The following is a 14,082-nucleotide window of genomic DNA, read 5'->3' as shown; positions in this document are numbered from 1 at the left end:
CCGCAATCCCCGGAATCCGCAGCCCCGGTGCCGCCGTGGTTAAGGCGAGCTTTGGATTCCGTGGATCTACGGGGTAGCGCGGCCGCCCCTGCCACTACACCTTCGAGCGATAGCAACTTTAGCGTTGATGAGTGCCCATTTTGCCGGCGGCCGCAACGGGCTTTTCGCCGACCTGCTCACCGGCCAGTACGGCCGGGTGCTGCGGGTAGGTCGCCTTCACTCCGGTCGACGACTGGTCGCGGGAAGCCTCTGAGGACTTAGCGCTGGAGTTGGCGCGCCGGTTCGCCGCCGACCATTTGAATTTTGCAGACACACGGCCCGGAAGGTCAGGCCCCATGCCCCCCGACTGGATCCACGACATCAAACACGATAGCTCCGCGGGCGCCTGATCCGCGACGGCGATGACCTGCGGAGGCTCAAACTTGAGGATCGCAAGAAGAAGCTCGCAAAGATCCTGGAGCGCCGGCCGGAGGGCACCTTCGTCGCAGCATTCGAGGCTGGCGAGATCGGCCCGGACCTGTTCCGAAAGGCCTGCGAGTTCGGACTCGAGGGCATCGTCTCCAAGCACCGCGAGCGCGGCTACCGGCCGAAGGTCTGCGACTGGTTCAAAGTCAAGAACCGGGCGCACCCGGCGTTCTCCCGGTCGATGGATCAGTTCTGACCTGCTGCCGGCGCAGCTCGGCGCGATGCCGCCATTTCAGCCAAGCCATAATTCGGCCCGGGCGGTCGTAGCGCGGCTCCGTCGGCTGCTTAGCCTGTTCTCGTAGATCGAGAAGCCGGCGCAGCTCCTCGACGTTATGGCCCAGGATTTCCACTGTCCCCTTCATGCGCGAAGCTAACCGGGACATGCCGGAGGGGAACAAGTAGCCGTTCCCCCGCCGCCGCACCCCGATCGGCAACCCTATCGTTAAGGTTGTCGTCGAAGCGGGAACAAATGTTCACTTTTGCGCTTAACGGCCGAGCCCTTTTCAGTCGCATCGTGCGTTAGGACAGGCAAATGCAATTCGTCAGCGGACATCCGAAGCAGGGGAAACGGCCCTTCGATCGCAGCTGTTCCTCTTGTGGCGGGATGACGCGGGAGGTTACGACATTGCTCGACACCCGGAATGGGAGGTCGGTCGCTCTCTTTCGATGCACTCAGTGCGACCGCCTCGTTTGGGACGAATGAGCCGTCCAGGTGTGTGGCAGTAGTCGACCGGGATTGATCCCGCGCATTCCATCGATAGCATCGAGGCAATGACGGTCACGCCTGCTGCCCTCGGGCCGAGGCATTTGAGAGTGTCCGCAGGGATCACCGGCGCTATTTAGGTTGCGCTGGCAATCCACACTCCGCCGCAACCTGCCTTGTTCCCGATCCGACATAGGGAACGGCTCGGCGTCAACTCAGCCCGGCTGCTGAGGATGGCTCACAGCAATGTTCGCTTTCGTCGCCTTCTTGTGACCGTGCCTTATGAAGGTCACGCCGATCTCGCCACCGTTCACCCAAGCCAGTTCACATCGGCGATACGCAAGGCCGGTGGATGAGAGCATCAGGAAGCACTCCTTGAGCCCCCGCACCGGTCCGTCCACAATCAGCTTGGCTCCGCTGTCAGACACGTCTTTTACGGTGCAAGCACGCTGCCACGTTCCGTCGATCGCCATCATATTTGCCGGAATTGCCCTGTCGAACGAAACTCGGCGCGCCGCTCGCTTGTCTGGCGGCATCATAGCGCGCTTTCCAGATCAGCAAGAGAGGGAACGAGTGATGGCATTTCCAGACGCGAGGACACCAGCAAGGAGCTTGCAACCGTGCAGTCCCGCCCCTGCTCTTTTGCGTGGTACAGAGCTATGTCGGCGTCACGGGTGAGCGCCATCTCATCGGTGGTCGCATCGCCCTTTGCGGCGACGCCCACGCTGATCGCGACGTACTTTCGTGGCGACCGCGGATGGAAGATTTCCAGCCGCCGGACCAACAGCCGAATTGCGTGCGCTACCCTCGTTGCCCTCTCCTCGTCAACGCCGGGCAGGACCACAGCGAACTCCTCGCCGCCATACCGCGCCGACAGTCCGCCGGTGTTTGCGGTGGCGCTTCCGATCACCTCGGCAATACGCTGAAGGCAGCCATCACCGGCTTGGTGGCCGAGGGCATCATTGAAGCCCTTGAAGTGATCAATGTCGATCAGGAGCACCGAGAGAACAGTATGCTTGGCATAGGCGTCACGGAGGAAGGCGTCGAAGCTACGCCGGTTCGCAAGCCTCGTCAGACCATCGGTGGTCGCAAGCTGCGCCAGCTTCAAATTGGCTGACGACAACTCATCCTCGACAGCCTTCTGGCTGGTGACGTCTCGAAGAACTCCGACGATCTCCTGTTCGGTACCGGCTGAGATTTCGGCCAACTTGAAGTTGGCCTCGAGCCAAGCCGTACCACCATCGCCACGCTTGACGCGAAATCGTACCGAGCTGGACGTGGTTGGGCCGCGCAGTTCGCGACTCGCGACGAACACCCTTTCGCGGTCATCTTCATGAATCACGTCGAGGCACAGGCGCCGCAGGAACTCGTCCTCGTTTTTTTCCGAGTACCGCTACCACAGATGGTGACACATAGCGCAGGTAGCCTTTTCGATCCATGACGATAACGATGTCGGCTATGTTGTCGGCGAGCAGTCGAAATCTTGCTTCCCGTTCTCGCAGCGACTGCTCGAGTCGGGTTCTGAAGCGGAATTGGCTGCTCAACAGCGCGGCCATCGCCATAATAATTGCAATCATCAGCCCGGCCACCAGCGCGTCTGAGACCAGGTCGGTTCGCCAACTTGCGAGCACATCGTTCTCTGCTCGCGCCACCGTCACAAGAACGGGATATTCTGTGCTTTGCTCATAGGCGATGTACTTGGACAGACCGTCGAATGGTGATTTGATCTTATAAGATCCGGCGCGGCTCTCGCTCAAGCGCTCCTGGAAGAGCGGGACGTCGGCAATTTTTCGACCTGTTTGCACCGCCGGCCAACGCGCAAACAACGTTCCGTCCGTCGACAAAAGGCTGACGCCGCCGTGCGAGCCGATCTGGAATGATCGGTAGAAGTCGCCGAAGTAATCGCAATCGATCGCTGCGATCAGGACGCCACCAAAGTCACCGCTGGACGTGCTGATCCGTCTCGACAGAATGATGGATGGTCGCCCATTGGTTCTCAGGTTCAGTGGACCGCTGATCAGCATCTTCGGGCTGGGATTGTCGCGATGGTAGATGAAATAGGGTCGGTCCGAGTTGTTGTGGGCAGGCAAAGCGGCGAAGGAGCCGTACCGCCAGTTGCCTTCCGGGTTGAGGACGCCGATCTGCTGGATTTGCGGCATGGCTCTTGTGGTGGCGACCAGATAGGCGTTGAAGCGTTCGGGTAACGGGTTTTGAAATTTGAGCAGGTCCGCCATCCCTGCCATGGCGACGTCCGGCGCCTTGAAGGCGTGAGCTGCCTGCTCGGCGAGCGAGCGGGTCAGATTTTTCAGGTCTTCCTGCGCCCGGCTCAGCGTTGCGTCCCGCGCGACCGACGCCTTCCAGGCTACCAGGCCGAGCACGCACGCCAGCATCAAAGCCAGGAATGCTCCAACCACGACGTGTGGCTTGCGGTGGATTGATTAGTGTAGCGCGGAAGTGGCCATCGCACCTGCTCGGTTGCATGGCGATGATCATCAACTTCTGCTTCTAAACGCCTAACAACCTGAGGCCGGTTTTAGGCACATCCGCCGCTTTGACTAACAGATCCTTGAAAAAGCGAACGGAATCGGGGACCCGCGGGGGGAATACGGTATCTCGCTTGTCCATATTCAGCGCCGTTGGAACCATAAGTTCCCGACGAACTTGGTTCAGTCCACTGGACGCATTACCGCCGATTACCGTCTGGTGCGGAATGGCGGCCCCAGCCTGCAGCCCCCGCTGGGGCCGTTTTGATCATGCTCCACGCTTGAAATCGCCAGGACTCAGAGGATCCGAAGCTCTTTGACTGCCAATTTGCAGATCTGGCCGGGCTGTTTGAGCCCTTCTTGTCCGATTTCAAAAACCTTTCGAGCCACCAACTCGGCGAGGGGATCGCCCCGATCTTGAATCCCAAGCGCACGTAAAGTTTGCTCGTATGCGGCCACCAGGCATTTGACCTCCTCGGCGCCCATCGGGTGCTTCTCAAGCAGTCGGTAGATTGCCAATCCCGAGCCTCTTTCCAGCCGGGGAACTTCTAGCACGGCTGGCCGCGCCGGGTGGGTATTATTACGGCACCGGTAATTAAGCTTCGATACATCCTGGAGGGCAACAATCACTGATTGAACAAAATGGAGTTGCTTCGGTGAAGGTGATGACGTCGAATCCGCTCTGCATCAGCTGCGGTGTCGAGCGTGAGGCGAGTGAGCGGGTGCCTATAACCAGTGAGTACGATATAATGTCCTATGAATGCCCGACCTGTAAATCGGTAGTGCGCCTGGTCGAATATTATGACGCTGAGCGCTCGCGGGCCGTTCGTGATCTGTCGCCAGGAGATTTCCCAGGTTCTGTTCTCCGTTCTCGGTAGAACTACGGAACATTGACCCGAACCCGCGTTTAGCTGGCTGCGGCTTGCAGATGGTTTTCAGGCAACTAACCGAGGCGGCAGAGGAGCGAGAGGGGCGGTACAGGCGACGTGAGTGAGGGAAATGGCGCCGAGATCAGGACGGCGGTGGGCGAGAAGATCATGGCCTCTTCTGCCCGAACTTCTTGGTCTGCTCCTCCAGCATCTTGCAGAAGAACGGCACCGTATCATCATCAGAGCCGAAGGTGTCGTTGGCTATCGCGATGCCCTTCTGGGCGCCCAGCTGGTACAACGCGGAGTAATCCTTCCTGGCTCCTTCGATGCTGGCGGACGAACCCGGATGTATCTCCTCGTAGGTCGGCAGCCGGATGCCCTGCGATAGGCACAAGAAGCGAGAGCGGACATGCCCCTCGTACACTCGCCGATCGTCGTTGCGGTCTTCTCCTCGGTCTGCGATCTCGCCGGCGAGATCGTGACGAGGACGGCGGCGGCAACGACAACAGTGGTCTTCACGGCGGCACTCCAACGCGGCGGGGCTGTGCACTATCAGCGCGGGGCGCTCGCTGCAATTGGGTTTTTTCGCGATGTCAACGCCACCGCTTGCACGGATGATTTGCATAAGGTTTGCGGAACGCCATCCTCCTTTGCATCGTTCAGACCGCGTGCCGGCGCCCCGGCATCCTCTGAGGAGAGCCGCGGAACACTGTCAGCGCGAAGCGCTCGCCGGCCATAACCAACCTGGAGACGACAAGGTGCCCAAAACCAAGAAAACCCCCGTCCGGAAGATCTACACCAAGGACGACCTGAAGACTCTAAAGGCGCATTCGAAGGCCAAGACGCCCGTCACAAAAGTCTCCAAGGAGATGAAGCGATCTGTGCCGGCGCTGCGGGCCAAAGCGCACCAACTCAGGATCGGGCTTGGTCACCAGCGCTGAAGCAAAGGCGCTTCTATTGGGAAATTTCCCAGGGTCCATTGTCCTGTCTGGCGCGCTATGTGACCTGCATGAGCAACCTCAATCACATTCGCAGGCAAGAGGCCGAGTGCCGCGAGAAGGCACAAGCGGCCGCGGATCGGGACCAGCGGGAGCAGTGGCTGAGGCTGGCCGAAGACTACGGTAAGCTGGCAAGCGAGGTAGAGAAGCGCATCGGTCGGACATAGGACTCTGGTAGTGCGAAGCGCTCGCTGGAAGCCACGCGCCAGGAACAGATTCTCACTTTGCGCTTAACGCCCGAGCTGTTACAGGCGTTAGGAGTCGAATGCAATCTGTGACAGAAGATCTGTGCCGGGTCGCACAGCCGACTCTGCATCTCGTGCTTCCTCGACCCAAAAGGGGTCGGCGTGTCCCGGTCTCCCGATGTACTCAACGCAGGCGCGTCGTACCCTCAGGATGCCGGCAGTCAACCGGGATTGATCCCCTGCACCTCATTGATAGCGTCGAGGCAATGACGGTCACGCCCTCCTGCCTTCGCGCAGGGGCATTGTGAGTGTCCGCAGAGATCACCAGCGCTTTTCGCTCGCAATAGATTCGTCGTCCGTGAAGAACGCTGCTTTCAGGCCGGAGCGGGCTGAAGGGTTGCCATGAGGGCTACGAGAATCTGGCAGCACAAAAGCCTGAGCCAGCGGATCAGGCGGCGGAAGTTGTAGCCGACAGCCGCGAGGATGGCGTTGGCAGCGTCGCCCTGACGGTACCAGAGATAGTTTCTGCCCATGCGATGCTCGGCCTTGAGATGGCCGATCACGGGTTCGACGGCTGCCCGGCGGCGTAACTGGCGTTTGATCTTGGGTGTGACGCCGCGTTTCTGGCCAGAGATGAAGACCCTGAACTTGTGGTCGGGTGGTGCATTGTGGCCGCGATACCCCTTGTCGGCGAAGATGCGATCGAGGGTGTTGCCGACCAGCGCCTCCATCTCCGGGATCACGGTTGCCAAGGTGTGTCCGTCGTAGGGATTGCCCGACATCGACTTTACGTGGGTGACGAATTGGCCGCCCTTGGCGTGGCTGAGGGTGGTGGCGACGGAGACCTTGACGCCGAACTCGTAAGGCCGATGGGCCTTGCCCTTGCCGATGCATTCGACTTCCGGCGCGTGCAGGGAATAGACCTTCGGGCCGCGCTGGCGCTGCTGCTGCTCGTGCACGCGCCGCGCCAGCATCAGCAGCTGTGCGAACGCTGCTTCGAGCTTGCTGTCGCTCTCGATCTTGCGGGTGATGTCGCGAATGACGCGGCCGAGCAAGGTGCGCAGCTTCTTCAGCATCCGCTTGGCGCGATTGAACTGCTTGGCGTGGGCATAGCGCTGGTGCTGGATCAGGGCGAACTTGCCGACCCGTGTATAGGACTGGCGCAGAATCACTCCGTGTTGCTTCGCCAGCCGCACCAGTTTCTCGCGCGCCCGGTTCAGCAGCCTGGCATCGGTGGGGAACATCACGTTCTTGGGCTGCACGGTGGTGTCGACGATCACCTGTGACAGTTCGGACGGCTTGATCGCCTTGGTCCTGGTGGCGACCGACAGGCTTTCCTGGAGCAGCGCCTGCAACCGCTCCTCGCCCATGCGGTTGCGCCAGCGTGTCAGCGACGAACGATCGAACACCAGCCGGTGCTGGAAGAACTCCTCGCCGCAGAAGTGCTGGTAATAGGGGTTCTCGACCCAGCGCTCGCACAGTACCTCATCGGACAGGTCATAGCTGTGCTTAAGGACCGCCAGCCCCGCCATCAGTCGTGTCGGCAGCGGCGGATGACCCGGATCATCCGTGTAAACCTCGCCGAAGCGGCCTTCCAGAAACCGCCAATCCACCGTCCGCGCCAGCTTCGCCAGCGGATGATTCATATCGATGATCTGATCAAGCCGGGAGCGAAACAGATCCTGCTCGCCCGTTTCCCGCCGTTCCCGTGGCCGCATCCCGCCCTCCGCCGAAGCAGTGATACGACAGAGAATCACGAATCAAATTCGCAAGGAATCCCCCTTCGAACAGCCGATATCCGGCAAATTCGATTTCCACAGATCGTCAGTTTAAGAATCCAAATCAACGACTTGGGCATTCTTCACGGACGACAGATTCGCCTCAGTGAAAGTGGTGAGCTCGAATCCGGCACCAATTGTGGTGTCGGGCACAGAGAGATGTGAGCGGGTACCAATTCAGGTCCGCCTTGCCGATCGCAAGCACTTCGGGCGCCGCCCTGCACGCGACAGGCCCGCCGGCTCACCTGGAGCGAAGGGGGCGGCACCGGATGGCTGGGGCCACACCGGAGATCAGTCAGGCGGACATCACCACCCCGCTCGCCCCACTTCACGTCCAGCGACACCAGTTAGCGGCGGGTGCCACGATCTCCCGCAAGCCGGCCCCGGCCTTGGTGATCCGAAGTCATTGAAGAGGGCCTCGCGCGGCGTCGCATAGCATAGATTATGGAATATCCGAAATACAAACTTGCGCCGATCTCAGCTGCCGAAAGCCCCGTTCAGTTAATACCGAACGTCCGGTTGCGAGGCTCGTTGTTCAGCTAGAGCGATTCGATGTGTGGCCTTAGCAGGTCAACCGTCTCGATCAGTCCCGCAGCCTCCATCACTAGCAGTAGCTCGGCTGGCGTCATTTCCGGTTTTTTGAAACGTTCGCGCATACGCCGAATGGCCGCAACGGCGCGAGCTTCGTCGAGTGCAATAGTATCCGCAATGAAAGCGTCCGCGGATTTCGCCTCCATATTCAGGTCGGAAAGAACTGCCGCCGGAAAGTCTTTAAGGTTTTCCGTTACGATCATTGCGGCTTGCGTCTTGGCCGCCGCAGCAACCACGTGGTGATCGCCTGGATCGGGCAGACCCGCCGCAACCGGCAAGAAGTTGTCAAAATCCGTAACCATAGCGTCTTCAAAGGCAGCTTCCATGCTGGCGCGCGCCCGCTCGGCGCGCGCCGTCGCATCCTCAAAGCCCTTGCCGCTCAAAATTTCTTCAATAGCTGCTTCGGTCTCATCTAGGACGCGGCTCGACCAGCGGAGGCGGAAAAATTCCGCCTCCGCCAAGGAGAGCAGCAAGTTCCTTTTGAGCGCGCTGGCAAGCGAGCACGCGTCGATAAATGCGGTGAAACGGTTTGCAAACAAGCTTACAGATGCTCCGCGTCCAGCTCAGCGAGATTCCCAAGCGCGTTACCTCGCTTCTCATCACGCGTGCGCTTATAGGCGAATAGGTCCTCTGCCCGAATCCTGCGATGACGCCCCACTGTCACGTGCTGAATTTCGTTCTTCTCGAGGAGCGAGACCAGAAACGGACGTGAGACATTCAGGATGTCGGCAGCTTGCTGCGTAGTCAACATCTCATGCACAGGCACGAGCGTCACCGCGTCGCCGCGACCGATATGCCGAAGCAATTCCATCAAGAGGCTCGACAGCGCCGGCGACAAGGTTATCTCAGCAGCCTTTTGCGTGTCGTCGAGCACGCGCAGTTTAGCATCTCCCGTCGCGCGCGACGCGAGTATCTGACGAAGCTGGTTGGCTGCTGCCTTCTCGCTCGCGGAAGGCAGTCGAGTACCTCCCAGCTCTTCAGCGTAAGCTGGCATCGTCATCGCATCTTCTCCCTGTACGGCTTTGTACGTACGCCATATTCGAAATAAACGCAACAAGTGAAATAAACGAAACGCCCTAAAGTTCCTTGTCTGGCTTTCCCGGCTCCCTCCCCTCGTGTCGCAAGTTGATCCATGAGGAGCTTTTGGCGCTGCCGCTGCTCATGAGCTGGGCGCGGAAATACCGGGTTCGCAAAGCTCTAGCTTTCCCCGCTAGGAATAAATTCCAAAATGAAGGTTATGCGAATCAGAAAAGCTTATGTAAATCAACATCTTACGCGTCATTTGCGGCGGTCCAGCCCCCACCGACCTTCCTTAGGACGCGCTCGCCTGTCTTCGCCGTACAGTGTCCCGTTGGCGCCGCTTTCGGTCGCGCTTGCGCCGAACTGGCGCTATCGAAGACATCGGTGACAAAGTCGTGGCCGGCGTCGGCTCCTCGACGGCGCGGACTGGAGTTAGCCCCGTTGCTTGGGCGGGTGCGGACCGCGCCTCCATGATCTCGAGAACCGAGCGCCCCTTGTCGGTGACACGCCAGCCACCGTTCATCCGCACGATGAGACCTTGGGAGAATATATCCAAGTCGGGTACGCGGGCTGCCAATCGCTTCGTGCGTTCGGCCCAGTCCCGTCCGCTGGTCGCCAGGATCGCCATATCGCGCTTAAGGTCCGCCATCACGGCGAACCCATCTCGATAGCTGACCAGCACCTTGAGAACCGTCACCTGGAAGTTCACTGCCCCACACCCCTACCCGGCTTCCGGCGAACTTACTCCCTCGACATCTTAGATGTATCCGTGAACCTCTGTCGACTCAGAGTATGCTGCCTGGAGACATCGAGCGTAGAGCCCACGATCGCATCACAGATCTCGTTGACGTCGAGCATCTTGGTCATGTCGGCGCCGCCTAGTACTCGTCGGCTCGCATGATCGTCATCACGCGTCTGGTGACGGTCGGATCAGCCGGCTCGGGCGATGCGAATTCGCTGGCGCGATCGTAGTAATCGTCTTGAAGAAGAAACGCGTTGCATCGAGCTCGATGCTGCCGAAGTCGTGCTCTCCGTGGGGATCGTTGCCCAGGGTGAAGCGGTCGAACGTGCGCACCAGCTCTAGCAACTGAGTCTGGCGCTCGATGGACAGGCTGGTGACGCCAAGCGTGAAGAGGACTGTGCCGCCGAACGAGACCGCCTGTAGCGAGCCACAGCACTACACGAATATCGCCAGCCTGATGGAGTTTGGATCGCGTGCGGTCCCTGACATTTTACGTGACGGCAGCTACAGATATGGCGTGGCGCAGAAGCTGTTGAACCCTGCCCTGCAATATTACTGGTGCCTCGGCCACATCCCTGCGCCACCTCATTGCCCGGTCGATCGGATCGTTGTCCAGAAGACCGCGCTGCGTGGGCGTGTGAACTGGACGAAGATTCAGAACGAGACCCAATATCCGCGAAGTGATTGAGGCAATCCGACGCATTGCTGGCGGCGACGGCCCCGCGAAGTGAGAATTGCTGAACTATCGGTGTCGGTACGGCATGAGGCATCTCGCCAGCGACATATAATCGCAAAATCGCAACCACGATTATGCGACCTTACGGTTGGTCGGCAAGACGATTGCCTCAGCGCCCCCGCGTTGCTAATCGCATGAGGAAGTCGCTTCGCAGCCTTATTCAGCCGCTTCTGCGGGCGGGCTCTTAAGCTCCGCAAATTTCGCTGCCATCGTGGGGTTACCCCGGGTCAGCTTCTTGATCGTCACGTCCTGCGCCTTGTCATTCGCAAGGCGCAGGTTGCGGTCAGCGCCGATCAACGCATCCTTCGTCTTCTGCAGGTGATCGATGGATTTATCGATCTCGGTGATCGCGGTATGGAAGTGCCTGGAAGCGAGATCAGTGTTCTTCAAGAATCCGTTCTTGAACGTCTCCAGCTGGCTTTCGAACTGGGTGATGTCGATATTCTGGGCTTTAGCGAGCGCCAGCTCGGTCCGGTACTTCAGGGAATTGAGAGAGGCATTGCGCAGCAGCGTAATCATCGGCAGGAAGAACTGCGGCCGGATGACGTACATCTTCGGATAACGGTGAAAGACGTCGACGATGCCGGTATTGTAGAGCTCGTTGTCCGGTTCAAGCAATGAGACCAGGATCGCGTACTCGCAGCCCTTCTCGATGCGATCCCGATCAAGTTCCCTGAGGAAGTCCTCGTTCTTGCTCTTCGTCGCGGTTTTGTCGCTCTCGTTCTTCATCTCGAACATGATCGAGATGAGCTCGGTGCCAGCCTCGTCCGAGTCGCGGAAGATGTAATCGCCCTTGCTGCCGGTCCGCGCGTCGTTGTCCTTCTCGAAATAGGCGCGCGGAAACGCCATCGAGCGCACCCGGTTGAACTCGGTCTCACAGTGCTGTTCAAGGGTCTCACCCACCATCTTGGTCGACAAGCGGGCCTTCATAGGCCAAGGTGTACAAGGTCGACGTATGATAGTTGAAGAGCTGGATGGCCTGCTCTCTCGTACGAAGTCTTGCGTCGGCGAGAATTTTTTCCGTCTTGTCCCTTGGAATCCAGAAGGGAGAGAACCACTCCATTTTCTCCCACAACGTGGCCTTTGCTTCGGCCGCTAGCCGCCGCGCTTCCCAGCTCGGATCGCCTGTTGGCTGGATCTTCGGGAAACACGCCTTGATGTCGCCGACGGCAAGCACGACGGCGGGAGTCCTTGCGAAAATCCCAACCTCGCGCTCCTCCACGCTTGTCACGTCGAGGCCGCGTTCCGTGGCCCACAACTGAATCAGCTCAGGGGTCAACGCACCAAGCGACGACGCGTTGCATGCGCGGTGCCAGAGCGCTTGGAAGTGACGATCGAGATCTGACGTCGAGTGCGCGGTGAAGGCCACTACGAAGCCTGCTTCGACTGGGCCATCGCACTGGCCACCATCCGCTCGCAATATTCGTAGAGCAAGTCGTCACGGCTTAAGGCTCGAAGCGTCTCGATGTCGGGCGAGCCGGCGAGGTTGTTGAGCAATTGCTCATGTGTGATCCAGTTATGGCTCTCCACGAAGGATTCGAACAGCTCAAATGGATCTTCGGTTTTTCCGCCCACAGGCCTGACTCGTCCGAAATACGAGTCCTTATGGGCGCGATAGTCAGCCAGTTCGTCCGCAGACATCGGTTCTTTGATAAGCGAAGAGTTGCCGTTCGGATCGACGATGGCATACCATGCTTCACTAGCATCTTCACTGACGCAGGCGCTTGTAACCCTCCCGATGCGGCCACCCTTAGCTGGATCACCGAAGCTGTACGTCTCGCCGATGATGGCACGTGACCGGCCGTGAAGCGCCTCGGATGGCAGACTGCCGTCGAATGTGGTTGGGAAGCGACCGTAGGACAAGATCGCTTCACCGATATGGTGCATGTCGATATATTTTTGCTTCAGGCGATACGCCTCGGATACGCGGCGCGTGCCGGGCCGATTTAGATCGGGCAACCCAAGGCCGAAAGGGAAAGCCGCGAGAGGCATCTGATCATTCAGAAAGCGATGAAAGGCGAAGTTCGTCACAAACAGATGGGCCGTCAGGCCTGGCGCCAGTTCTCGCTTTTCATATTGCTCAAGTCGCCTGGCGGCATTCTCAATCCAAGGCGGTTTGCCGGCGGCATCGATGATCTGCTCGGTATTGAGATCGATGAAGATGAGCCGCTCATCCGCCACCGGTTTCGCGAGCGCGTCGTTAAGTTGGGGGATTAGGCGATTCAGCGGATTCATATCCGTCGTTCCATCGCGCTGCGTTTTGCCCAGCAAGCCCGCGACCGAGCGCATTTTTGCCTCGACCCAATATTTCTTTCCCGTGCGCTTCGATACGGCGGCGTATTCGCAGTGCTTGGTCTTTCCGTCGGTCTCGTCTTCCAGAGTGAGCTCAAAACCCGCACGGATCAGGATGTTGGCCACCACCAACTCGTAGTAGGCGCCCTGAAACTGCTCGACGATCTTGAGCCGCCGAACAAGACGTTCCTGCAGTTCGACGTTGTGCTTGATGAGATAGAGACTGTAGGCAAGCCCGAGATAGCAGGCGACGACGCCGGTGACGTTCATGGCGGTGGGCTCACCCGCCGTTTTGATCATGCTCTGCTGATAGCGACAGCAAGCGTCGTACCACTGGATAAGAGGATGACGCTCGGCAAAGGGCTTCGCCAACTCGGCATTGCCCCATGCGGGGTCCAGAACCTGCTTAATATGATCGGCGAGAAAATCGGGAAACGTTTTCCAGGTTGGCGAGTGATACAATGTCATTCCAACCGCAACGAGCTGTTGGTCGTTGGCCTTAAAGGCAACGATTGGACGGCCGAACCCCTGCTGCTGTTCGCGAATTTTTTCAGCAGCTCTATGCTGTTCGAAAGCACGTCGGATGTCTGCCGTGTTGTGGTCCGACGCAGGCGCTTGATCGCCAGCGGCGTAGCTTCCGCAGCATTTTTTGAATTTCAGTCCGCTGCCGCACGGGCAGGTTTGATTGCGCCCAGTTCTCACGATGTAGCAGCTTACACCGGAACGAGATCGGGTCGCATCCGCGCGCCGATCAGCGGCATGAACAATTCAGAATTGATGCACAAATTTTTGTGCCATTTTGTGCCAGTTTTGTGCCGTGGAGTTTTTGGGAGCCGTTGGGAATCTTGCGCGGAATAGCGCTAACCTACTGGTAAACAACGGTTTCTTTTGGAACGGTTTGGTAGCGGCTCGTAAGGAATGAAAAAGCCCGCCAGAGGCGGGCTAATTCATTGATCCAACTGAGGAAAAGTTGGTTGCGGGGACCTGCAAGCGCGTTTGTTATAACTTCAGGTCTAGCGGGCCTCCGACGGCCTGCGGCGAGATCGAGAATAGCCATCAACTCGCCGTCGCATCGCCGAGAATGATGCTGGATAAGCTGCCGGTGACCGAGGCGCCACTATTGACAGTCACCGTAACGCCGGTCTCGGCGCCAGTGCCGTAGCCCTCGGAGCCGGCACTGGTGCCGGGTGCGCCACCGTCCTGATTGGTGGTGGTGCCGG

At 59.1% G+C, this 14,082-nt stretch carries 15 protein-coding genes and 2 pseudogenes; 4 read left to right on the top strand and 13 right to left on the bottom strand.

The features are described from left to right. Positions 1 to 385 precede the first annotated feature (385 nt). Complete coding sequence (locus FXB38_RS41635) at positions 386 to 661, top strand: ATP-dependent DNA ligase (protein ID WP_148756659.1); 276 nt, start codon at positions 386 to 388, stop codon at positions 659 to 661. Between the two features lie 722 nt (positions 662 to 1,383). Here FXB38_RS41635 and FXB38_RS41630 read toward each other — a convergent pair. The 5 genes from FXB38_RS41630 to FXB38_RS41615 all read right to left on the bottom strand — a co-directional run bounded on the left by FXB38_RS41630 (position 1,384) and on the right by FXB38_RS41615 (position 5,145). Further along, on the bottom strand, positions 1,384 to 1,707 hold the full coding sequence (locus FXB38_RS41630) for a PilZ domain-containing protein (RefSeq protein WP_430640221.1): 324 nt from the start codon (positions 1,705 to 1,707) through the stop codon (positions 1,384 to 1,386). Continuing rightward, the gene (locus FXB38_RS44430; protein ID WP_246230621.1) at positions 1,704 to 2,510 is read right to left on the bottom strand and encodes a sensor domain-containing diguanylate cyclase; all 807 of its coding nucleotides are present in this window, start codon (positions 2,508 to 2,510) and stop codon (positions 1,704 to 1,706) included. Before FXB38_RS44430 ends, FXB38_RS41630 begins: the two co-directional genes overlap by 4 nt. Further along, a complete protein-coding gene (locus FXB38_RS44425; RefSeq protein ID WP_246230620.1) occupies positions 2,500 to 3,582 on the bottom strand; it encodes a cache domain-containing protein in 1,083 nt (360 codons plus the stop codon). Before FXB38_RS44425 ends, FXB38_RS44430 begins: the two co-directional genes overlap by 11 nt. 366 nt (positions 3,583 to 3,948) lie before the next feature. Further along, positions 3,949 to 4,170, bottom strand: a complete 222-nt coding sequence (locus tag FXB38_RS41620; RefSeq protein WP_246230619.1) for a hypothetical protein — start codon at positions 4,168 to 4,170, stop codon at positions 3,949 to 3,951. A 516-nt stretch (positions 4,171 to 4,686) separates the two neighbouring features. Continuing rightward, on the bottom strand, positions 4,687 to 5,145 hold the full coding sequence (locus FXB38_RS41615; protein ID WP_148756656.1) for a hypothetical protein: 459 nt from the start codon (positions 5,143 to 5,145) through the stop codon (positions 4,687 to 4,689). Positions 5,146 to 5,278: 133 nt separating this feature from the next. Here FXB38_RS41615 and FXB38_RS41610 point away from each other — a divergent pair, with 133 nt between their 5' ends. After that, positions 5,279 to 5,461, top strand: a complete 183-nt coding sequence (locus FXB38_RS41610) for a hypothetical protein (RefSeq protein ID WP_148756655.1) — start codon at positions 5,279 to 5,281, stop codon at positions 5,459 to 5,461. Positions 5,462 to 6,077: 616 nt separating this feature from the next. Here the strand turns inward: FXB38_RS41610 and FXB38_RS41605 are convergent. Continuing rightward, complete coding sequence (locus FXB38_RS41605) at positions 6,078 to 7,355, bottom strand: IS5 family transposase (protein ID WP_430640222.1); 1,278 nt, start codon at positions 7,353 to 7,355, stop codon at positions 6,078 to 6,080. Here FXB38_RS41605 and FXB38_RS45270 point away from each other — a divergent pair. Then, complete coding sequence (locus tag FXB38_RS45270) at positions 7,257 to 7,646, top strand: hypothetical protein (RefSeq protein WP_430640223.1); 390 nt, start codon at positions 7,257 to 7,259, stop codon at positions 7,644 to 7,646. The two genes, FXB38_RS41605 and FXB38_RS45270, sit on opposite strands and share 99 nt — an antisense overlap. A 374-nt stretch (positions 7,647 to 8,020) precedes the next feature. Here the strand turns inward: FXB38_RS45270 and FXB38_RS41600 are convergent, their stop codons facing one another. From FXB38_RS41600 to FXB38_RS44770, 4 genes and pseudogenes are all read right to left on the bottom strand, one after another. Further along, positions 8,021 to 8,611 (bottom strand): VapC50 family PIN domain-containing toxin, encoded by a 591-nt coding sequence (locus FXB38_RS41600; RefSeq protein WP_148756653.1) that lies wholly within the window; start codon positions 8,609 to 8,611, stop codon positions 8,021 to 8,023. A gap of 2 nt (positions 8,612 to 8,613) precedes the next feature. Next, positions 8,614 to 9,072, bottom strand: coding sequence for a helix-turn-helix domain-containing protein (locus tag FXB38_RS41595; protein ID WP_148756652.1), 459 nt, complete (start codon positions 9,070 to 9,072; stop codon positions 8,614 to 8,616). A 312-nt stretch (positions 9,073 to 9,384) separates the two neighbouring features. Next, a complete protein-coding gene (locus FXB38_RS41590; RefSeq protein WP_148756651.1) occupies positions 9,385 to 9,801 on the bottom strand; it encodes a hypothetical protein in 417 nt (138 codons plus the stop codon). A gap of 169 nt (positions 9,802 to 9,970) precedes the next feature. Beyond that, a pseudogene (locus FXB38_RS44770) lies at positions 9,971 to 10,027 on the bottom strand (DUF3768 domain-containing protein); the annotation flags it as partial. 192 nt (positions 10,028 to 10,219) lie between these two features. On the opposite strand from FXB38_RS44770, the gene FXB38_RS41580 reads away from it, so the two are divergent. Next, on the top strand, positions 10,220 to 10,522 hold the full coding sequence (locus FXB38_RS41580) for a hypothetical protein (protein WP_148756650.1): 303 nt from the start codon (positions 10,220 to 10,222) through the stop codon (positions 10,520 to 10,522). A gap of 204 nt (positions 10,523 to 10,726) precedes the next feature. Here the strand turns inward: FXB38_RS41580 and FXB38_RS41575 are convergent. The 3 genes and pseudogenes from FXB38_RS41575 to FXB38_RS41565 all read right to left on the bottom strand — a co-directional run. Beyond that, positions 10,727 to 11,500, bottom strand: a pseudogene (locus FXB38_RS41575) (DUF2130 domain-containing protein); the annotation flags it as partial. Further along, positions 11,466 to 11,939, bottom strand: coding sequence for a hypothetical protein (locus FXB38_RS41570; protein WP_148756649.1), 474 nt, complete (start codon positions 11,937 to 11,939; stop codon positions 11,466 to 11,468). The pseudogene FXB38_RS41575 and the gene FXB38_RS41570, both read right to left, overlap by 35 nt. Continuing rightward, positions 11,939 to 13,564: an SEC-C domain-containing protein gene (locus tag FXB38_RS41565; RefSeq protein WP_210251007.1), complete on the bottom strand. Its 1,626-nt coding sequence runs from the start codon at positions 13,562 to 13,564 to the stop codon at positions 11,939 to 11,941. Before FXB38_RS41565 ends, FXB38_RS41570 begins: the two co-directional genes overlap by 1 nt. Positions 13,565 to 14,082 lie beyond the last annotated feature (518 nt).

Source organism: Bradyrhizobium cytisi, assembly GCF_008123515.1.
In the GTDB taxonomy this organism is placed as follows: domain Bacteria; phylum Pseudomonadota; class Alphaproteobacteria; order Rhizobiales; family Xanthobacteraceae; genus Bradyrhizobium; species Bradyrhizobium cytisi.
The sequence above is the reverse complement of the archived record's forward strand: the minus strand, read 5'-3'. Positions and strand labels throughout refer to the sequence as shown.

Excerpts from the sequence above, each read along its gene's own strand:
- FXB38_RS41630 (WP_430640221.1), bottom strand. The coding sequence starts at position 1,707 with ATGATGCCGCCAGACAAGCGAGCGGCGCGCCGAGTTTCGTTCGACAGG.
- FXB38_RS45270 (WP_430640223.1), top strand. The coding sequence starts at position 7,257 with ATGACCCGGATCATCCGTGTAAACCTCGCCGAAGCGGCCTTCCAGAAA.
- FXB38_RS41615 (WP_148756656.1), bottom strand. The coding sequence starts at position 5,145 with ATGCAAATCATCCGTGCAAGCGGTGGCGTTGACATCGCGAAAAAACCC.
- FXB38_RS41595 (WP_148756652.1), bottom strand. The coding sequence starts at position 9,072 with ATGACGATGCCAGCTTACGCTGAAGAGCTGGGAGGTACTCGACTGCCT.